The sequence below is a fragment of the Burkholderia sola genome, assembly GCF_905400185.1.
Taxonomy (GTDB): Bacteria; Pseudomonadota; Gammaproteobacteria; order Burkholderiales; family Burkholderiaceae; genus Burkholderia; species Burkholderia sola.
In genome coordinates this window covers 3,423,865-3,442,844 of record NZ_FR989675.1, presented here as the reverse complement: position 1 = coordinate 3,442,844, position 18,980 = coordinate 3,423,865, and the positions used below count along the sequence as shown (strand labels likewise).

General features: G+C 66.6%; 17 protein-coding genes. 11 read left to right on the top strand and 6 right to left on the bottom strand.

Annotated features, from left to right (window positions below):
* Positions 1-157 precede the first annotated feature (157 nt).
* Positions 158-1,267 carry an NAD(P)/FAD-dependent oxidoreductase gene (locus KR541_RS15885; RefSeq protein WP_050014239.1) on the top strand — a complete coding sequence of 370 codons (1,110 nt, stop codon included), beginning with the start codon at positions 158-160 and terminating at the stop codon, positions 1,265-1,267.
* Between the two features lie 168 nt (positions 1,268-1,435).
* On the top strand, positions 1,436-1,747 hold the full coding sequence (locus KR541_RS15880; RefSeq protein ID WP_021163765.1) for a high-potential iron-sulfur protein: 312 nt from the start codon (positions 1,436-1,438) through the stop codon (positions 1,745-1,747).
* Positions 1,748-1,962: 215 nt separating this feature from the next.
* Here KR541_RS15880 and KR541_RS15875 read toward each other — a convergent pair whose 3' ends face one another.
* Together KR541_RS15875 and KR541_RS15870 are read right to left on the bottom strand one after the other, a co-directional pair.
* The gene (locus tag KR541_RS15875; protein WP_050014241.1) at positions 1,963-2,478 is read right to left on the bottom strand and encodes a hypothetical protein; all 516 of its coding nucleotides are present in this window, start codon (positions 2,476-2,478) and stop codon (positions 1,963-1,965) included.
* Positions 2,475-3,485, bottom strand: coding sequence for a DUF6402 family protein (locus tag KR541_RS15870; protein WP_124631165.1), 1,011 nt, complete (start codon positions 3,483-3,485; stop codon positions 2,475-2,477). Before KR541_RS15870 ends, KR541_RS15875 begins: the two co-directional genes overlap by 4 nt.
* A gap of 597 nt (positions 3,486-4,082) precedes the next feature.
* On the opposite strand from KR541_RS15870, the gene KR541_RS15865 reads away from it, so the two are divergent.
* The 7 genes from KR541_RS15865 (at position 4,083) to KR541_RS15835 (ending at position 12,538) form a co-directional block, all read left to right on the top strand.
* Positions 4,083-5,390, top strand: a complete 1,308-nt coding sequence (locus tag KR541_RS15865) for an MFS transporter (RefSeq protein ID WP_050014243.1) — start codon at positions 4,083-4,085, stop codon at positions 5,388-5,390.
* 320 nt (positions 5,391-5,710) lie between these two features.
* Entirely contained in the window at positions 5,711-7,339 is a 1,629-nt protein-coding gene (locus KR541_RS15860) for an ABC transporter substrate-binding protein (protein WP_050014244.1), read from the top strand.
* Between the two features lie 118 nt (positions 7,340-7,457).
* Positions 7,458-8,468: an ABC transporter permease subunit gene (locus KR541_RS15855; protein WP_050014245.1), complete on the top strand. Its 1,011-nt coding sequence runs from the start codon at positions 7,458-7,460 to the stop codon at positions 8,466-8,468.
* Between the two features lie 4 nt (positions 8,469-8,472).
* Complete coding sequence (locus KR541_RS15850) at positions 8,473-9,390, top strand: ABC transporter permease subunit (protein ID WP_006489141.1); 918 nt, start codon at positions 8,473-8,475, stop codon at positions 9,388-9,390.
* Between the two features lies 1 nt (position 9,391).
* Positions 9,392-10,390: an ABC transporter ATP-binding protein gene (locus tag KR541_RS15845; protein ID WP_050014246.1), complete on the top strand. Its 999-nt coding sequence runs from the start codon at positions 9,392-9,394 to the stop codon at positions 10,388-10,390.
* A complete protein-coding gene (locus tag KR541_RS15840; protein ID WP_050014247.1) occupies positions 10,387-11,400 on the top strand; it encodes a peptide ABC transporter ATP-binding protein in 1,014 nt (337 codons plus the stop codon). The genes KR541_RS15845 and KR541_RS15840 overlap by 4 nt, the downstream gene beginning before the upstream one ends.
* Positions 11,393-12,538, top strand: a complete 1,146-nt coding sequence (locus KR541_RS15835) for a TraB/GumN family protein (protein WP_050014248.1) — start codon at positions 11,393-11,395, stop codon at positions 12,536-12,538. The genes KR541_RS15840 and KR541_RS15835 overlap by 8 nt, the downstream gene beginning before the upstream one ends.
* 577 nt (positions 12,539-13,115) lie before the next feature.
* Here KR541_RS15835 and pxpA read toward each other — a convergent pair.
* From pxpA to pxpB, 3 genes are read right to left on the bottom strand one after another with little or no spacing between them, the layout of a single operon-like run.
* On the bottom strand, positions 13,116-13,880 hold the full coding sequence (pxpA, locus tag KR541_RS15830; RefSeq protein WP_050014249.1) for a 5-oxoprolinase subunit PxpA: 765 nt from the start codon (positions 13,878-13,880) through the stop codon (positions 13,116-13,118).
* 55 nt (positions 13,881-13,935) lie between these two features.
* A complete protein-coding gene (locus KR541_RS15825) occupies positions 13,936-15,003 on the bottom strand; it encodes a 5-oxoprolinase subunit C family protein (RefSeq protein WP_050014250.1) in 1,068 nt (355 codons plus the stop codon).
* Positions 15,000-15,656, bottom strand: coding sequence for a 5-oxoprolinase subunit PxpB (pxpB, locus tag KR541_RS15820; protein WP_050014251.1), 657 nt, complete (start codon positions 15,654-15,656; stop codon positions 15,000-15,002). The genes KR541_RS15825 and pxpB overlap by 4 nt, the downstream gene beginning before the upstream one ends.
* 149 nt (positions 15,657-15,805) lie before the next feature.
* Between pxpB and KR541_RS15815 the strand changes: the two genes are divergently transcribed.
* On the top strand, positions 15,806-16,318 hold the full coding sequence (locus KR541_RS15815; RefSeq protein WP_044847863.1) for a winged helix DNA-binding protein: 513 nt from the start codon (positions 15,806-15,808) through the stop codon (positions 16,316-16,318).
* Between the two features lie 73 nt (positions 16,319-16,391).
* Here the strand turns inward: KR541_RS15815 and KR541_RS15810 are convergent, their stop codons facing one another.
* Positions 16,392-17,000, bottom strand: coding sequence for a 5-formyltetrahydrofolate cyclo-ligase (locus KR541_RS15810; protein ID WP_050014252.1), 609 nt, complete (start codon positions 16,998-17,000; stop codon positions 16,392-16,394).
* 8 nt (positions 17,001-17,008) lie between these two features.
* Here KR541_RS15810 and KR541_RS15805 point away from each other — a divergent pair, with 8 nt between their 5' ends.
* On the top strand, positions 17,009-18,961 hold the full coding sequence (locus KR541_RS15805) for a lytic transglycosylase domain-containing protein (protein WP_050014253.1): 1,953 nt from the start codon (positions 17,009-17,011) through the stop codon (positions 18,959-18,961).
* The last annotated feature ends 19 nt before the right edge of the window (positions 18,962-18,980 follow it).

Here is an 18,980-nt window from a genome sequence, read left to right as displayed (position 1 = left end):
GCGGTGTGCGCGGGGCGTGCGTTGTGCGCCCGGCCACATCGTTGTCCACACCACCATCCGTATCGTCGCGACGCGATGCGCACGTGTTCGGCAAGCGGGCGAACCGGGACGTACAATTCTCTTCTCTCCCTTCGACGCGCGAGCAGCGCGAAAAGCCATGGAGCAGACGGATTGTGTCGTGATCGGCGCGGGTGTCGTCGGTCTGGCGATTGCGCGCGAGCTGGCCGCGCGCGGACGTGAAACGATCGTGCTCGAGGCGGCCGACGCGATCGGCACGGGCACGAGTTCGCGCAACAGCGAGGTGATTCACGCGGGGCTCTACTATCCGCGCGGGTCGCTGAAGGCGACGTCGTGCGTGCACGGGCGCGACCTGCTGTACGAATTCTGCGACACGCATCACGTGCCGCACCGGCGCACGGGCAAGCTGATCGTCGCGACGAGCGCCGCGCAGGTGAAGCAGTTGAAGGCGATCGGCGCGCGCGCGGCCGAAAACGGCGTGCTCGACCTGCTACCGCTCACGCGCGCCGAGGCGCAGACGCTCGAGCCCGCGCTCGAATGCGTGGAGGCGCTGTTCTCGCCGTCGACCGGCATCGTCGACAGCCACCAGCTGATGCTCGCGCTGCTCGGCGATGCGGAGCGCGACGGCGCCGTGTGCGCGCTGCAATCTCCGGTCGAGTCGATCGACGTGCTGCGCGGCGGGCGCTTCAGCGTGCGTACCGGCGGCGCCGCGCCGACCGAGATCGACGCGTCGTGCGTGATCAACAGCGCGGGGCTCGGCGCGCAGGCGCTCGCGCACCGCACGCGCGGCCTCGATCCGCGCTGGGTGCCGCCGCTCTATCTCGCGCGCGGCAATTATTTCAGCCTGTCGGGCCGTGCGCCGTTCTCGCACCTGATCTACCCGATGCCCGATCGTGCGGGGCTCGGCGTGCACCTGACGTTCGATCTCGGCGGGCAGGCGCGCTTCGGCCCGGACGTCGAGTGGTGCGATGCGCTGCGCTACGAAGTCGATCCGGCGCGCGCGGGTGCGTTCTACGCGTCGATCCGCGCATTCTGGCCGGGCCTGCCCGACGACGCGCTGCAGCCGGCGTACGCGGGCATCCGGCCGAAGGTCGCCGGGCCCGGCGAGCCGCCGGCCGACTTCATCGTGCAGGGCGCCGCTCAACACGGCGTGCGCGGGCTCGTGAACCTGTTCGGCATCGAGTCGCCGGGGCTCACCGCGTCCCTCGCGCTCGCGCAGCGCGTCGGCGACATGGTGTCGCGCGCGTGACGCACGGCCCGCCTCCGCGCGGGCCGGCCGCGGGAAGCCCGTGTGAAGCCCGTGTGAAATCCCTTATCTCCGGCATTTCGGCGCGCACATTTATTCGCTTGGCGGTTATTCTGTTGGACGCCGTCGCCAGAACGGCTTTCAAACCGATAACGTTGGAGCGAGTCCCCCATGAAAACATCCCGTCGGAGTTTCCTGATTACGAGCATCGGCGCCGTGTCCGCGCTGGCGCTGTCGCGCGAAGCGCTGGCCGATGCGCCGATGCTGTCGGAAACCGATCCGACCGCGGTGGCGCTCGGCTACAAGGCCGATGCCACGAAGGTCGACAAGACGAAGTACCCGAAATACGCGGCGGGCCAGGATTGCGCGGCCTGCATGCTGTATCAAGGCAAGAAGGGCTCGGCGTCGGGCCCGTGCGGCGCGTTCCCCGGCAAGCAGGTGTCGGCGAAGGGCTGGTGCAGCGCGTTCTCGAAGATGGGTTGAGGCCCGTGCGGCATCGTGCGATGCCGCAATGTGGCGAAAACCGCAAAACGCTCGCCTTCCAACGATGGCGGGCGTTTTTTATTGCTTGAAAACGGTTCCCGCGTGCGGGACGCGGTTACGCAGCGCAAGGCACTTCGATACTGCTTCGGAGGCGTTCTGCCCAGCAATACGGGATGTGGCTGGATCGGCTATCGCTTCGACGTGTGACGCATGTCTTACGGAAGCTGTGCGGCGAGTCGATCGTAAAGGGAAGGCGGAAGCCCGATCGTCTCGAGGTTGTCGCCCTTGGGATAGATCAATGCGTCCTTTGTCCAGGTCAGGCTGACCAACGTCCCGGAGGTATCCCGGTAGGTTCGCTCGGCAAGCAGCCGCGTGACGTCGTTGCTGTACAGCCTCAGAATGATCGTGTCTCGGAAGTAGCAGTATTGCGCGACGTAGCGGCCGTCAGGCGCGTACTCGGTCACTTGATCGCGGGGACTGCAGGCGCCTCGCAATCGTGCGTCAAGCCAGTATCGCCACGCCATGCCAAGCACCATGAGGACCGCGAGTGTGATGACGACGCGCCGGACCGATGCGAAGACCATTCGGCTGGCTCGCTGCGTTTGGCCGGCTTGACCCGACCAGATGAAGCGTAGCGCGCGAATCATTGCGATCGATGCAATCACGATGGAAACGCTCGCGAATATCAGAACAAGCGTACCGATACCAATGGATTCTGCGGCGGCACTCATGAAAACTCGATCTCGATGGGTTCGGGGAGGGTTACGCAGCGATAGTCCGAGAAGATGACGAAGTCACCGCCGCGCCGGTGCCGTAGCTGCCACTCGCGAAACGACTTGTTTCTGACCGGATAGTAGATGTTGCCCCGGGACCGCTTGCCTTCGGCGACGACGGGATAGTCCAGCCAGCGAATGCCGGCAATTCCGGCTGCACCGGTCGCCGGCACGAGGACGACGCGCTTGTGGTTCCAGTGTCCGAGATATTGCGACTGTTCGCCGGTCCGGTCGGAAAACGTATAGTTGTCGCGTACGTAAAGATAGATCGACGTGATCGTTGCGTGACGCGCGTCGCGGTCGAATTCGGCATAGGCGACGGCCGCATAGATGTTGAACGACCCCAGCGCCCCCGTCAGATCATCCGGTAATCCGCTGTTGGTCAGCCGTTGGAGGATGAATTCGTCGAGCTTTTGGCCAAACGTACTTTCAACGCCGGCGAACTGAAACTGGAAGCGTTTGTGCAATTCCGCCAGGTTTCCATTGCAAAGCGCCAGCGCGTCGATCGTCGTATCGGTCATTCTGACACGGGACAAGCACCGGCGAAGTGATTCGACAGCCCGTGGCGTAGTGAGCCGTTCACGTTGTTGTAGCGCGTTGTATTGCGCCCGTGCACGAGGGTATTTGAGAACCCATTCGAGCTTGACGGATTTCATGTCGTACATGTCGGGGGGATAGGGTTGGCCCTCCTGATTGATGCATAGTGCCTCGTCCCTGTCGGTCGGCGAATAGTTCAACGCTCCGGCAAACCATCGCTCCATCAACCTCGCCGATACCGGCATGAACAGTCTCCGCATTGCCCCGGGGATTTCCTGGATGTCCAGTGGCGCGATCGTCGGGTCCTTTTCGTGCTCTGCAGGTGGCGCAGGCGCGGAGCGTGCCGGTTCTTGCGGCGTATCAAGCCATTTTTTGAATCGCCCCAGGGCCTCGGCAGCGGCCATGAGGGCGTTCAGTGTGTTGTCCACGCGATCTGCGCGAGTCAGGCGCTTGACGGGCTGCCGGGCTGGTTTGGGGGGCTTGGGAGCAGCGGGCAACGGCGGTGGCGCCTTGTTCATCGATAGCTTGGCGTCGTGGGCGATTTCGCAGCCTTCGATGCCTTCGCATCGAGCCCATTTCCATAGCAGCCTTAGCCTTGTAATAAGGAATTTTGTCGTTGTCCATGATGGTGCCCGAGCAAAATTGTTGTGACCGGCCAACGTTCCGATACATGTCGAACATCGTGTGATCCGGCGCGTGGAATTGCATCGGGCGAAAGTTAATGGAAAGGAATGGCGCGGGAAATCAGACAAGGACGAAAGCGTTGTCTCCGCGCACGACTGACACCACGCGAATGGGTGGGATCCGTTGCACGGCTGGCGTGTTCTCGACGGAGCATGTCCGCTCGATCGTGCGATGCCGCAATGCGGCGAAAACCGCAACACGCTCGCTGTCGTTCGGTGGCGGGCCTTTTTTATTGCTTGAAAACGGTTCCGTCGCTTTCTACACTCGCTGCACACCAGCGCGCCGCGGCATCCCGCGCGCCGAACCGCCCGACACGGCGAATTCATGAGGACGAGGCACGCATGGCGACGATTGCGAATTCAACGAAATTGACCCGGCCCGAGCGTGCGCTGAACCGGCGAGCCGTCGTGGCCGCCGTGATCGGCAATGCGCTCGAGTGGTACGACTTCACGGTGTTCGGCTTCATGACGGTCGTGATCGCCGAGCTGTTCTTCCCCACCTCGAGCGAATACTCGTCGCTGCTGCTCACCACCGCGACGTTCGGCGTCGCGTTCTTCATGCGCCCGATCGGCGGCATCGTGTTCGGGCTGTACGCGGACCGTGCGGGCCGCAAGGCCGCGCTGTCGCTGGTGATCCTGCTGATGACGGCCGGCATTTTCCTGCTCGCGATCGCGCCGCCCTATGCGGCGATCGGCATCGGCGGCCCGCTGCTGATCGTGCTCGGCCGCCTGCTGCAGGGCTTTTCCGCGGGCGGCGAATTCGGCAGCGCGACGGCCCTGCTGATCGAAGCGGCGCCGTTCTCGAAACGCGGTTTCTACGGCAGCTGGCAGATGGCGAGCCAGGCGGGCGCGCTGCTGATCGGCGCGCTCGTCGGCGCGGCCGTCACGCGCGGGCTGTCGCACGACGCGCTGCGCAGCTGGGGCTGGCGCGTGCCGTTCGTCCTCGGGCTCGTGATCGGCCCGATCGGTTTCTACATCCGCCGTCATCTCGCGGATTCCGAAGCATTCCTGCATGCGCAGCAGAGCGCGCGCCGCGCGACGCTCGGCGAAGTGTTCACGCGCCACCCGCGCGAGGTGCTGTGCGGGCTCGGCTCGGTGATCGCGCTCACCGTGACGATCTACGTGCTGATCAGCTATCTGCCGACCTTCGCGGTGAAGCAGCTGAAGTTGCCCTATGCGGAATCGTTCTACGCGGTGATCGTCGGCAACCTGCTGCTGATGGTGCTGTCGCCGATCGCCGGCGCGTGGTCGGACCGCATCGGCCGCAAGGGGCTGTCGCTGTGGTCGCTGGCGCTGACGCTCGCGCTGATGTATCCGCTGTTCGCGTGGCTCGACGCGGCGCCGAGCATCGGGCGGCTGATCGCGGTGCAGGCCGTGCTGTCGGTGACGCTCGCGGGCTACTACGGGCCGTTCGGCGCGATGATCGCCGAGCTGTTCCCGGCCAACGTGCGCTCGACCGGGCTGTCGATCGCGTACAACGTCGCGGTGATGCTGTTCGGCGGCTTCGGCCAGTTCATCGTCACGTGGCTGATCAAGGTGACCGGCACGCCGCTCGCGCCGACCTATTACGTGATGGCGGGCATCGCGCTGTCGATCGTCGCGGTCGCGTTCGTGCCCGCGCGCAACGCCGACCTCGACGCGCCGGCGTGACGACATGACGATTTGACGACGGTCATCGCATCGTTTCGTAAAACGCAATGATGTGCTGCAGAACGCGGGGAAACGGTGCGTCGCCCCTTCGTGTTCGCACCCGAATTGTTTAGTCGTCGAACGAAACAAGCCGCGAAATGAACGAAATTGTCGCTCGCGCGCGTTGTCGCATTTTTTACCCCCACTAAAAATCGGCAAAAACCCGCCGGACATCTAGAAGAGTTTTTTCTCCAGCTTGTTGCCGCATCGTTAGCTCAAGTAATATCCGCGTACGCCGGACCCTGGCGGGACCGGTTCCGATCTGGAGACCTGGAGGAAACATGGAATACAACCGTCTGTTGCACACCCTGCGTGTTACCGCCATGGCAGGCGTGGCAGCGGCATCGCTCGGCGTCGCGGGCTCTGCATTCGCACAGATCCCGAACAAAACGCTCGTCTACTGCTCAGAAGGCAGCCCGGCGGGTTTCGATTCCGCGCAATTTACGACCGGCGTCGATTTCACCGCCGCCACGTTCACCGTCTACAACCGCCTCGTCGAATTCGAGCGCGGCGGCACGAAGGTCGAGCCCGGCCTCGCCGAGAAGTGGGACGTGTCGTCCGACGGCAAGGTGTACACGTTCCACCTGCGCCACGGCGTGAAGTTCCACACGACCGACTTCTTCAAGCCGACGCGTGAATTCAACGCGGACGACGTGCTGTTCTCGTTCCAGCGCATGCTCGACCCGAACAATGCGTTCCGCAAGGCGTACCCGGTGTCGTTCCCGTACTTCACCGACATGGGCCTCGACAAGCTGATCACGAAGATCGAGAAGGTCGATCCGTACACCGTGAAGTTCACGCTGGCCGAGCCGAACGCGCCGTTCATCCAGAACATGGCGATGGAATTCGCGTCGATCCTGTCGGCCGAATACGGCGATCAGCTGATGAAGGCCGGCAAGGCCGCCGACATCAACCAGAAGCCGGTCGGCACGGGCCCGTTCATCTTCCGCAGCTATACGAAGGATGCGACGATCCGCTTCGACGGCAATCCTGATTACTGGAAGAAGGGCGAAGTGAAGCTGTCGAAGCTGATCTTCTCGATCACGCCGGATCCGGGCGTGCGCGTGCAGAAGCTCAAGCGCAACGAATGCCAGGTGATGAGCTATCCGCGCCCGGCCGACATCGCGACGCTGAAGGCCGATTCGAACGTCGACATGCCGTCGCAGGCCGGCTTCAACCTCGGCTACCTCGCGTACAACGTCGAGCACAAGCCGGTCGACAAGCTCGAGGTGCGTCAGGCGCTCGACATGGCGATCAACAAGAAGGCGATCCTCGAGTCCGTCTACCAGGGCGCCGGCCAGGCCGCGACCGCGCCGATGCCGCCGACCCAATGGTCGTACGACAAGAACCTGAAGATGGCCGCCTATGACACCGCGAAGGCGAAGGCGCTGCTCGCGAAGGCAGGCTTCCCGAACGGTTTCGAGATCACGCTGTGGGCGATGCCGGTGCAGCGCGCGTACAACCCGAACGCCCGCCTGATGGCCGAGATGATCCAGGCCGACTGGGCGAAGATCGGCGTGAAGGCGAAGATCGTCACGTATGAATGGGGCGAGTACATCAAGCGCGCGCACTCGGGCGAGCAGGATACGATGCTGATCGGCTGGACGGGCGACAACGGCGACCCGGACAACTGGCTCGGCACGCTGCTCGGCTGCGAGGCGATCAAGGGCAACAACTTCTCGCACTGGTGCTACAAGCCGTTCGACGAACTGGTGCAGAAGGGCCGCACGACGACGGGGCAGGACGCGCGCACGAAGCTCTACACGCAGGCGCAGCAGATCTTCGCGCAACAGCTGCCGTTCTCGCCGATCGCGAACTCGACCGTTTACCAGCCGGTGCGCAAGAACGTGGTCGACATGCGTATCGAACCGCTCGGCTATGCGCGTTTCGACGGTGTCAGCGTGAAGTAACCGGGCTGGCGTAAGCTGTCGTCATTGAGAAAACCGGCTTGAAATCATCCGGCGGCGAGGGGCCAAAAGCCCTTCGTCGCCGGTCGCACATTTCCCACAAGAAAATACGAGACGCATCATGTTCAGATTCGTGTTGCGCCGCGTGGGGATGGTGATCCCGACTTTCATCGGCATCACCATCCTGGCGTTTGCGCTGATTCACCTGATACCGGGCGACCCCATCGAAGTGATGATGGGCGAGCGCGGCGTCGATCCCGCGATGCACGCAGAGGCGATGAAACGCCTCGGGCTCGACCAGCCGCTGCCCCTGCAGTACATCCACTACATCGGCCGGGCGCTGCATGGCGACCTCGGCATGTCGATCATCACCAACACGAGCGTCGCGGGCGAGTTCTTCGCGCGCTTCCCGGCGACCGTCGAACTGTCGCTGTGTGCGCTCGTGTTCGCGCTCGCGGTCGGGCTGCCGGCCGGCGTGATCGCCGCGCTGCGGCGCGGCTCGGTCGTCGACCACGGCGTGATGGGCACCGCGCTCACCGGCTATTCGATGCCGATCTTCTGGTGGGGGCTGATCCTCATCATGGTGTTCTCGTCGTATCTCGGCTGGACGCCCGTGTCGGGGCGCATCGCGGTCGAATACGATTTCCCGCACCCGACCGGCTTCATGCTGATCGACGCGCTGCTCGCGCCGGACGAAGGTTCGTTCAAGTCGGCGGTCAGCCACCTGATCCTGCCCGCGATCGTGCTCGGCACGATCCCGCTTGCGGTGATCGCGCGGATGACGCGCTCGTCGATGCTCGAAGTGCTGCGCGAGGACTACATCCGCACCGCCCGCGCGAAAGGGCTGTCGCCCGTGCGCGTGGTCGTCGTGCATGCGCTGCGCAATGCGCTGATCCCGGTCGTCACCGTGATCGGCCTGCAGATCGGCACGCTGCTTGCTGGCGCCGTGCTGACCGAGACGCTCTTTTCGTGGCCCGGCGTCGGCAAGTGGCTGATCGATGCGATCGGCCGCCGCGACTATCCGGTCGTCCAGGGCGGCATCCTGTTGATCGCGACGCTCGTGATCGTCGTGAACCTGGTCGTCGACCTGCTGTACGGCGTGCTGAATCCGCGCATCCGCCACACGAGGTAATTCCATGAGCAATCTGCAAAATACCCTGCCGACCGAATCCGCGCCGGCCGGCGGCCGTGCGCTCGCGCTGCGCGAGTTCTGGGCCAACTTCTCGCGCAACCGCGGCGCCGTCGGCGCGGGCATCGTCGTGATCGTGCTGATCGCAGTCGCCTTGCTCGCGCCGCTGATCGCGCCGCACAGCCCGGTCGAGCAATACCGCGACTACGTGAAGATTCCGCCCGCGTGGCTCGCCGGCGGCAACTGGCAATTCATCCTCGGCACCGACGAAGCGGGCCGCGACATCCTTTCGCGGCTGATGTTCGGCGCGCGGATGTCGTTCTGGATCGGCTTCGTATCGGTCGTGCTCGCGCTGATCCCCGGCATCGTGCTCGGGCTCGTCGCCGCGTTCTTCCAGAAGTGGGCCGACACGCCGGTGATGCGCATCATGGACGTGCTGCTCGCGCTGCCGTCGCTGCTGCTCGCGGTCGCGGTCGTCGCGATCATCGGCCCGGGCCTCACCAACACGATGTTCGCGATCGCGATCGTCGCGCTGCCGGCCTACGTGCGCCTCACGCGCGCGTCGGCGCTCGGCGAGCTGCAGAAAGAGTACGTGACCGCGTCGCGCGTGGCCGGCGCCGGCACGCTGCGGCTGATGTTCTCGCAGGTGCTGCCGAACTGCACGGCGCCGCTGATCGTGCAGGCGACGCTCGGCTTCTCGTCGGCGATTCTCGACGCGGCCGCGCTCGGCTTCCTCGGCCTCGGCGTGCAACCGCCGACCGCCGAGTGGGGCGCGATGCTCGCGTCCGCGCGCGACTACATCGACAACGCATGGTGGATCGTGACGATGCCCGGCCTGTCGATCCTGATTTCGGTGCTCGCGATCAACCTGCTCGGCGACGGGCTGCGCGACGCACTCGATCCCAAACTGAAACGGATGGCCTGATATGAGCCACAATCTTCTGACCATCCGCAATCTCGCGGTGAACTTCAACGGCCTGCCCGCGGTCGACCGGATCAACCTGTCGGTCGCGCCGGGCGAGGTGGTGGGCGTCGTCGGCGAATCGGGCTCGGGCAAGAGCGTGACGATGATGGCGCTGATGGGCCTGATCGACGCGCCCGGCAAGGTGACGGCCGACGAGGTCACGTTCAACGGCGTCGATCTCTTGAAGGCATCGCCGAAGGCGCGCCGCAAGATCGTCGGCAAGGACATCGCGATGGTGTTCCAGGACGCGCTGACGAGCCTGAACCCGAGCTACACGGTCGGCTACCAGATCAAGGAAGTGCTGAAGCTGCACGAAGGGCTGCGCGGCGACGCGCTGCACCGGCGCGCGCTGGAGCTGCTCGACCAGGTCGGCATTCCCGATGCGAAGAATCGCATCGCATCGTTTCCGCACCAGATGTCGGGCGGGATGAACCAGCGCGTGATGATCGCGATGGCCGTCGCGTGCAACCCGAAGCTGCTGATCGCCGACGAGCCGACCACCGCGCTCGACGTGACGATCCAGGCGCAGATCATGGATCTGCTCGTGAAGCTGCAGAAGGAGCGCGGGATGGCGCTCGTGCTGATCTCGCACGATCTGGCCGTGGTGTCGGAGGTCGCGCATCGCGTCGCGGTGATGTACGCGGGCGAGATCATCGAGACCAACCGCGTGCCCGACATCTTCCGCGCGCCGCATCATCCGTACACCGAAGCGCTGCTCGCGGCGATTCCCGAGCACAATCAGGGGGCGCGTCGCCTTGCCGCATTGCCGGGCATGGTGCCGGGCCGCGATGATCGCCCGTCCGGGTGCCTGTTCGCGCCGCGCTGCAAGTACGTCGTCGACGATTGCCGCAAGGCGCGGCCGGCGCTCGACGCGCTGGTGTCGGGCAACGATGCGATGCGCGCGCGCTGCATCAAGCCGCTCAATCTTTCCAACCTCGACGTGACGGGAGGCGCACGATGAACGCAGTCCAAGATACGCGCCACGCGTCGCACGACGAGGACGTCCTGGTGGCCGATGGCCTCGCGAAACACTACACGGTGAAGCGCGGGATGTTCGGGCAGGGCACGGTGAAGGCGCTGAACGGCGTGTCGTTCTCGCTGAAGCGCGGCAAGACGCTCGCCGTCGTCGGCGAGTCGGGCTGCGGGAAGTCGACGCTCGCGCGCCAGCTGACGATGATCGAGACGCCCACCGCCGGCAGCCTCGTGATCGACGGCAAGAACGTCGCCGGCGCGAACCGCGAGACGGTCGCCGACCTGCGCCGCCGCGTGCAGATGGTGTTCCAGAACCCGTTCGCGTCGCTGAATCCGCGCAAGACCGTCGAGCAGACGCTCGCGGAGCCGCTCGAGATCAACGCGAACCTGACGGCCGCCGAGCGCGCCGCGCGCATCGCGCAGATCATGCGCACGGTCGGCCTGCGGCCCGAGCACGCGAAACGCTATCCGCACATGTTCTCGGGCGGCCAGCGCCAGCGGGTCGCGATCGCGCGCGCGATGATCCTCGATCCGCGCATCGTCGTCGCCGACGAGCCGGTGTCCGCGCTCGACGTGTCGATCCAGGCGCAGATCCTGAACCTGTTCATGGATCTGCAAGAGCAGTTCAAGACGAGCTACGTGTTCATCTCGCACAACCTGTCGGTGGTCGAGCATGTCGCGGACGACGTGATGGTGATGTACTTCGGCAGCGTCGCCGAGCTCGGCGACAAGGCGACGATCTACGCACGGCCGCGTCATCCGTACACGCGGGCGCTGATGTCGGCGACGCCGGCGATCTTCGAGGAAGATCGCCGCGTGCAGATCAAGCTGCAGGGCGAGTTGCCGTCGCCGCTCAATCCGCCGTCGGGCTGCTCGTTTCACCAGCGCTGCCCGTACGCGATCGAGCGGTGCCGCGTCGAGGAGCCGCCATTGCGCGAAGTCGACGGCCGGCGCGTGGCCTGCCATCGCGCCGAGGAGGTCGGGGAGGAGAATGCCTGAAGCGTTGGCGGCGCGCGTGTCCGGCGTGCGCCGTGCGGGAGCAGGCGGCGCGCGCGCGATGCGTGCGTACCGCGATGCGCGGCGCTGGAGCGTGCGTACCGTCACGGGCGCGGCGCTGGCCGGCGCGTGCGTGGCGGCCAGCGTCATGGTCCCCGTCGAACCGGCGCGCGCCGAAGGGCGTGCGCCGGCAACCTCGCCGATTCATCCGTCGCAGGTGCCGCGGCCCGGCATGAGCCTGCCGGGCTTCCATGCGCCGGCCGTGTCCGATGGCACGGTGTCGCGCGGCACCGTGCGCGTGCAGCCGGCGCGCATGCCGTTCTACGTCGCGACCCGCGGCAAGGTCACGCTCTACGTGCTCGGCACACTGCACACGGGCGACCCGTCCGATTACCCGAGCGCGCAGCCGTTCCGGCCGCAGATCCTCGCGGCGCTCGCCGCGTCGCCGACGCTCGCGCTCGAGCTGTCGCCCGACGATCTGCTCGAATCGCAGGACGACGTGTCGAAGTACGGCGTGTGCCGCTACCCATGCCTGCAGCGCCTGCTGCCCGAGCCGCTGTGGCAGCGGCTCGCGGCGCGCCTGCGCGGCAACCCGGCCGCGCTCGCCGAGATCCGCAAGATGCGGCCGTGGCTCGCGGCGCTCGTCGTCGAGACCTACGATTCGCTGTCGGCCGGCCTGCAGACCGAATACGGCACCGAGGCGCAACTGCAGAACGTGTTCCTGAAGCGCAAGGGCGGCCGCGTGATCGGGCTCGAGACGCTCGCCGAACAGATGCGCGCATTCACCGGGCTGACGCTCGCCGAGCAGCGCGAGATGCTCGCGCAGGACATGGTGCAGACGCCCGCGCAGAACGCCGACGATATCAAGGCGCTGCATCGACTGTGGCGAATTGGCGACGCCGATGCGATCGCCGCGTGGGCCGTCGCGAAGAGCGAGCGGCTCGCGCGTTCGAAGGCGTTGTCGGCGTCGCTCGACAACAAGATCGTGTACGAGCGCAACCGGCGCTTCGTTGCACGGATGACGGCAATCGCCGCGCCGAACCGGCCGTTGTTCGTCGCGATCGGCGCGCTGCATCTGGGCGGCTCGCGCGGCGTGCTCGAATTATTGCGCCAGCAAGGATACCGGGTCGACGCGAACTGATCGCGCCCGGCTGTCCGCACCGATCTTCCCCTGTTTGATCGACGTCGCGCGCCCCGCGCGAGGCGCTTGCGCGCGGGGCGTCGGTCGATAAGGAAAACCCTCGAATCATCGGAAAATAGCGTTTAAAACGATTGACATCCCGATCGGCCGATATCTATTCTTCATCCCACAAGTTGAAAAAATGAAAAGAATAGATAAGTTCTACGGGGTAGCAGAAATAAAGCGCGGGGTGAGCGTCGCCGGCACGTGAAGCACGTGCCGGCCGCGGAGAGTCTGCATGCACGGCGGGGCCAATCGTCGTCGAACAACATAGGCATGCAGGTCGACTTGCACATAAGCGACGTTCCGTCGTCTGACCGGGGAAGGCAGTGATCGGGCGGCGGCGGACGTTTTTTAATCCGGAATATTTTTCCGGTCACCGTCGAAAGACGGTTTCGGGGGATGAATCGACAGACGGCGAAGCCGCAGCGATTGCATCAACGTAAAAGCGCCACGAGGGCGCTTTTTTCTTTGGTGCGATGAAAACGTGCGGTGAGCGGGCAACGTCGCGAATGCGTCGAGTGCGTCGAACGGGCAGTTACGCGCCTTCGTCGGCCTGCACCGCTCCGGGCGCCACCACGTCGACGCCGGCGGCCTCGAGCGCCGCGCGGATCCGCTTCGCGAACGCCAGCGCATGCGGCCCGTCGCCATGCAGGCAGACGGTCTGCGCATTGAGCGGCACCCATTCGCCGCTCAGCGCGCGCACCTGCCGGTTGCGCACCATGTCGAGCGTGCGCGCGAGCACCGCATCCTCATCGTCGATCAACGCGCCGGGCTGGCTGCGCGGCACCAGCGAGCCGTCCGCGCGGTAGCCCCGATCGGCGAACACTTCCTCCACCGCGGCGAGCCCCGCATGCCGCGCGGCCGCGACGAATACGCTGTTCGCGAGCCCGAACACCGCGAGCGACGGATCGAAGTCGTGGATCGCGGACACCACCGCGTCGGCGATCAGCGGGTCGCGCGCGGCCTGGTTGTACAGCGCGCCGTGCGGTTTCACGTGCGCGATGCGCCCGCCCTCGGCCTGCGCGATCGCCGACAGCGCGCCGAGCTGGTACAGCACGCCCGCATAGATGTCGCCGGCCGGCAGCTGCATTTCCTTGCGGCCGAAATTCTCCGGATCGTGAAAGCTTGGGTGCGCGCCGATCGACACGCCTTTCTGCACGGCCCAGCGCACGCAGTCGCGCATCGCATTCGCGCCGCCTGCATGCCAGCCGCATGCGATGTTCGCCGACGTGACGAGGTCGAGCAGCGCCTCGTCCGATCCGCATCCTTCGCCGAGATCGGCATTCAGATCGATTTCCATATGTTCCTCGTCCACTGGTTGCGTGGCGCGTCTTTCGTTACCGCTTCCGCCATTGTCACGCCGCGCGCGATTGCGCGCGGCGGCGCGCTTCCTCGCGCATCTCGATCGCGACGTCGATCTGGCGCAGGTACGCCCGTTCAGCGACGAGGGCGGCGCGCGCGGCGTCGGGCGTCGTGCGCACGAAGCGGATCGGCAGGTTGAGCCGCGCCTGCGCGAGCTTCCACAGGTCGGCGCGGATCACCGTGCCGATCTTCGGGTACCCGCCGGTGGTCTGCGCGTCGTGCATCAGCACGATCGGCTGGCCGTTCGGCGGCACCTGGATCGTGCCCGGCAGCACCGCGTGCGACAGCAGCTCGGCCGGCCGCTCGCGCACCAGCTCGGCGCCGGCGAGGCGATAGCCCATCCGGTTGCTGTTCGCGGTGACGAGCCATTCCTCGTCCCAGAACGCCTGCTGCGAATCGGCCGCGAACGACGCGTAGTCCGGGCCCGGCAGCACGCGCACGGGCATCGCCCACGGCGCATGCGCGGGGCGGTGACGGCGCGGCGGCTCGTCGACGCGCACGAACGCGCACCACGCCGGCGCCTTCACGCCGAATTCGGGCGCGTCGGCCGCGAGGCAGCCGGCGCCGGCCGGCGGCGCGCCGACCGGCAGCCGGTCGCCGTCGCGCAGCGTGCGACCGCCGAGGCCGCCGAAGCGCGACGCGAGATCGGTGCTGCGCGAGCCGAGCATCGGCAGCACGTCGATGCCGCCCGCGATGCACAGGTAGCCGCGCATCCCGCGTTTCGCGGCCGGCAGCACGAGCGTCTGGCCGGCGTCGACCGGCAGGCTCCACCACGAATACACGGGCTTGCCGTCGAGCGTCGCGCCGAACTCGGTGCCGGTGATCGCGATGCGCGTGGCGCGCGTGAAGCGGAACGTGGCGGGGCCGATCGTGATTTCGACGGCCGCCGCGTCGGGGCGGTTGCCGACGAGCCGGTTGCCGACTTCGAGCGCGAGGCCATCGAGCGCGCCGCCTTGCGCGACGCCGAGATGGCGCGTGCCGCGGCGCCCGAGATCCTGCACGGTCGACAGCGGGCCGGCCCGCACGACCTCGACGGTGCCCGGTGCGTTGCTCTGGGTCATCGTGCGTCGACTCCCGCAATGGTGAAGCGTACGCGGTCGCCGGGCAGCAGCAGCGTCGGCTGCGGCCGCGCCGGATCGAACAGCCGCTGCGACGTGTGGCCGATCAGCTGCCAGCCGCCGGGCGACGTGGCCGGGTAGATGCCCGTCTGCGCGCCGCCGATGCCGACCGAGCCGGCCGGCACCTCGAGGCGCGGCGCCGCGCGGCGCGGCGTATGCAGCGACGCGTCGAGGCCGCCCAGATACGCGAAGCCCGGCTGGAATCCGACGAAGAACACGACGTAGGCGCCGGCCGCGTGGCGTGCGACGACCTCGTCGGCCGACAGCCCCGTGTGCGCGGCGACGGCGGCCAGGTCGGGGCCGGCGGCCCCGCCGTACTCGACCGGGATCTCGACCTCGCGGCCGTCCGCGTGCTCGACGTCGGCCGTCTCCCACGCGTCGCGCAGCGCGGGCGTGAGCGAGTCGGCCGTCGCGGCGAGCGGGTCGAACACGATGGTCAGGTTGTTCATGCCGGGGACGACGTCGATCACGTCGGGCCACGCGCGCGCGGCCGCGGCCACGGCCCAGACGCGGCGCTGGCAATCGAGCGTGGCGGGCGGCGGCACCTCGCAGACGAGGGCGGCATCGCCGAGCGGATAAATGCGGGGTGGCGTCATCGGACTGGCACGGTTCGGACGGCAATGTTAGCGCACATTGTCAATAAAATATCGACAACTTCTCAATAAGCGTTTTCGCCTAGCTCGTAGGCCGGGGCTTCTGGCGTACACTCGGGCACATCCTGTCATCCGGCTTGCGCCGCCTTTCCATGAAGCGTCCTGCGACCAAGATCGTGTCATCCGAACACCTCGTTTCCGATTCGAGCGCGGAGCTGTCGGAACTCGAATACGGGCTCATCATGGCCGGCAACGCGTTCAACCGCTGGATGGTGCGCTGCATGTCGGCGGCGGGCGCGAAGGACATGACGGCGGTCGAGGTCTCGCTGCTGCATCACGTCAGCCATCGCGAACGCAAGAAGAAGCTCGCCGACATCTGCTTCGTGCTCAATATCGAGGATACGCACGTCGCGACCTATGCGCTGAAAAAACTGATCGCCCGCGGCTATGTGAAAAGCGAGAAGAGCGGCAAGGAAGTGTTCTTCTTTGCGACCGACGCGGGCCGCGAGCTGTGCCTGAAGTACCGCGAGGTGCGCGAGCATTGCCTGATCGAGACGCTGAAGGACAGCGGCCTCACCAACGAGCAGATCGGAGACGCGGCGCAGTTGCTGCGCCACGCGTCGGGCCTCTACGACACGGCCGCGCGCGCGGCGGCGTCGCTGTAACCGAGCGCGGAAACGGTCGGTCGCCGCGACGCGCTCACGGCAAGCCGCGACGATCGCGGCGCCGCGCGCGCCATCATCCGGCGGCCGGGTAAAGCGCACCGTCGGTGACGATCCAGCGCAGCGCGAGATCGTGCGCCTCGGCCGGCAGCGCATCGACGCGGCACGCTTCGTACGCGATGCCGACCGTCACGGGCAGCGTGTCGCCCGGCCAGGCGGCGAGCGTGCGATCGTAGTAGCCGCCGCCGTAGCCGAGCCGGTAGCGCTGCGGATCGAATCCCACGCACGGAATCAGCAAAAGATCGGGCACGACGACGATTCCCGACGCCGGTTCGGGAATCCGGTGATGGCCTTCGCGCATCGGCGTGTGCGCGTCCCACGCGTGGAACGCGAGCGGCGTGTGACGCTCGCCGATCACCGGCAGCGCGGCGCACCGGCCGGGCCCCGCCGCGCACCATGCGAGCACCGCGTCGCGCGCATCGAATTCGCTCGGCAGCGGCCAGTAGAACCCGACCGTGCGCGGCGCCAGACGGTCGAGCAGCGTGCGCAGCCGCGCATCGAGCGCGGCGTTCGCGGCGGGTTGCGACGCGGCGTCGCGACGGGCGCCGGACAGCGTTTTGCGCAGCGCAACCTTCGGGTTCGGCACAGGGTTGCGTGCTATGCTTTCGGTCACTTCGTGCTCCATTCAAAACGATGTCGAACAGCCTTTTCCGAGTATATCGCGCGGTCGCGCTCGCGCTTTCGGCCGCCGCGCTCGTCGCGGGCACGGCCGCATGCGCCGCACCGAACGACGACACGCTCGCCGGGGACGACCAGATCTTCGTGCAGCTTCGCGAAGCCGCACGCCGCAACGACGCCGCGAAGGCCGCGCAGCTCGCGTCGATGATCCCGAACTATCCGGTGCCGTCCTACGTCGAGTATTTCCAGATCAAGCCGCAGTTGTTCGATTCGACGGGCCGCGCGCGCGTCGATGCGCCGGACGCGCCCGTGCAGTCGTTCCTGCAGCGCTACGACGGCCAGGCGATCGCCGATCGCCTGCGCAACGACTACCTGCTCGTGCTCGGCGCGCGCCACGACTGGCGCAATTTCGACGACCAGTACAAGCGCTTCGTGCTCGACGACGACACGCAGGTCAAGTGCTACGCGCTCGAGTCGCGCGCGGCGCGCAACGAGAACGTCGCCGACGCGGCGCGCGCGCTGCTCGTCGAGCCGAAGAACTACGGCGATGCGTGCGTCGACCTGATCACCGCGCTCACCGTCAACCAGCAGTTCACGAGCGACGACGTGTGGCAGCAGGCGCGCCTCGCGTACGAGCAGAACTACACGACGCTCGGCGGCAAGATCGTCGACGCGCTCGGCCCGCGCCCCGTCGGCTTCGACCAGGCGACGAGCGCGCCGCCGCTGTACCTCGCGCGCGGCGTCGGGGCTGACGCCGCATCGCATCAGATCGCGCTGATCGCGCTCAGCCGCATGGCGCGCAACGATCCGGACGCCGCCGCCGGGATGCTGACGACGGTCGCGCCGTCGCTGACCAAGCAGGAGCAGGCGATCGCGTGGGGCGCGATCGGCTACCAGGGCGCGATCAAGCGCTCGCCGATGGCGTCGGTCTGGTATGCGAAATCGGCGAACGCGCCGCTGTCGAACCCCGGCTACGAATGGCGCACGCGCGCCGCGCTGCTCGCCGGCAACTGGCCGATGGTGCGCTGGTCGATCGAGCAAATGCCGCCGTCGCTGCGCAACGACCCGGCGTGGATCTACTGGCATGCGCGCGCGCTCAAGCAGAGCGGCGACACGCTGCAGGCGAACCAGGAATTCGAGCAGGTCGCCGGCCAGTTCAACTTCTACGGGCAGTTGGCCGGCGAAGAGCTCGGCCAGCGCACGACGATTCCGCCGCGCACGAAGGTGAGCGACGCCGAGGTCGACGCGATGGGCAAGATTCCGGGCTTCGCGCTCGCGCAACGCTTCTACGCGCTGAACCTGCGCCTCGAAGGCAATCGCGAATGGAACTGGCCGCTGCGCGGGATGACCGATCGCCAGCTGCTCGCGGCCGCCGAATACGGCAAGCGCGTCGAACTGCTCGACCGCACGGTCAACACGGCCGACCGCACGAAAGCCGAGCACGATTTCACGCTGCGCTATCCGTCGCCGTACCGCACGACCGTCGAGCGCTACGCGCAATCGACGGGACTCGACGTCGAATGGGCGTACGGGCTGATCCGCCAGGAATCGCGCTTCATCATCAGCGCGCGTTCGTCGGTGGGCGCGGGCGGCCTGATGCAGCTGATGCCGGCGACGGCCCAGATGGTCGCGAAGAAGCTCGGCATGGGCACGATCTCGCGTGCGCAGATGCACGATATCGACACCAACATCCAGCTCGGCACCTGGTATCTCGCGGACATCTACAACAACTTCGACAGCTCGCCGGTGCTCGCCACGGCCGGCTACAACGCGGGCCCGGGGCGGCCGCGCCAGTGGCGCCAGGTGTTGACGCAGCCGGTCGAAGGCGCGATCTTCGCGGAGACGATTCCGTTCAACGAGACGCGCGACTACGTGAAGAACGTGCTGTCGAACACCGTCTACTACGCGGCGCTCTTCGAGGGCAAACCGCAGTCGTTGAAGAAACGTCTAGGCATGATCTCGCCCTGATACGCAATCTTCACACTGC

Bases quoted from the DNA above. Each gene is read 5' to 3' on its own strand.
- KR541_RS15885 (WP_050014239.1), top strand. From the start codon at position 158: ATGGAGCAGACGGATTGTGTCGTGATCGGCGCGGGTGTCGTCGGTCTG.
- KR541_RS15880 (WP_021163765.1), top strand. From the start codon at position 1,436: ATGAAAACATCCCGTCGGAGTTTCCTGATTACGAGCATCGGCGCCGTG.
- KR541_RS15875 (WP_050014241.1), bottom strand. From the start codon at position 2,478: ATGAGTGCCGCCGCAGAATCCATTGGTATCGGTACGCTTGTTCTGATA.
- KR541_RS15865 (WP_050014243.1), top strand. From the start codon at position 4,083: ATGGCGACGATTGCGAATTCAACGAAATTGACCCGGCCCGAGCGTGCG.
- KR541_RS15860 (WP_050014244.1), top strand. From the start codon at position 5,711: ATGGAATACAACCGTCTGTTGCACACCCTGCGTGTTACCGCCATGGCA.
- KR541_RS15855 (WP_050014245.1), top strand. From the start codon at position 7,458: ATGTTCAGATTCGTGTTGCGCCGCGTGGGGATGGTGATCCCGACTTTC.
- KR541_RS15850 (WP_006489141.1), top strand. From the start codon at position 8,473: ATGAGCAATCTGCAAAATACCCTGCCGACCGAATCCGCGCCGGCCGGC.
- KR541_RS15845 (WP_050014246.1), top strand. From the start codon at position 9,392: ATGAGCCACAATCTTCTGACCATCCGCAATCTCGCGGTGAACTTCAAC.
- KR541_RS15840 (WP_050014247.1), top strand. From the start codon at position 10,387: ATGAACGCAGTCCAAGATACGCGCCACGCGTCGCACGACGAGGACGTC.
- KR541_RS15835 (WP_050014248.1), top strand. From the start codon at position 11,393: ATGCCTGAAGCGTTGGCGGCGCGCGTGTCCGGCGTGCGCCGTGCGGGA.
- pxpA (WP_050014249.1), bottom strand. From the start codon at position 13,880: ATGGAAATCGATCTGAATGCCGATCTCGGCGAAGGATGCGGATCGGAC.
- KR541_RS15825 (WP_050014250.1), bottom strand. From the start codon at position 15,003: ATGACCCAGAGCAACGCACCGGGCACCGTCGAGGTCGTGCGGGCCGGC.
- pxpB (WP_050014251.1), bottom strand. From the start codon at position 15,656: ATGACGCCACCCCGCATTTATCCGCTCGGCGATGCCGCCCTCGTCTGC.
- KR541_RS15815 (WP_044847863.1), top strand. From the start codon at position 15,806: ATGAAGCGTCCTGCGACCAAGATCGTGTCATCCGAACACCTCGTTTCC.
- KR541_RS15810 (WP_050014252.1), bottom strand. From the start codon at position 17,000: ATGGAGCACGAAGTGACCGAAAGCATAGCACGCAACCCTGTGCCGAAC.
- KR541_RS15805 (WP_050014253.1), top strand. From the start codon at position 17,009: ATGTCGAACAGCCTTTTCCGAGTATATCGCGCGGTCGCGCTCGCGCTT.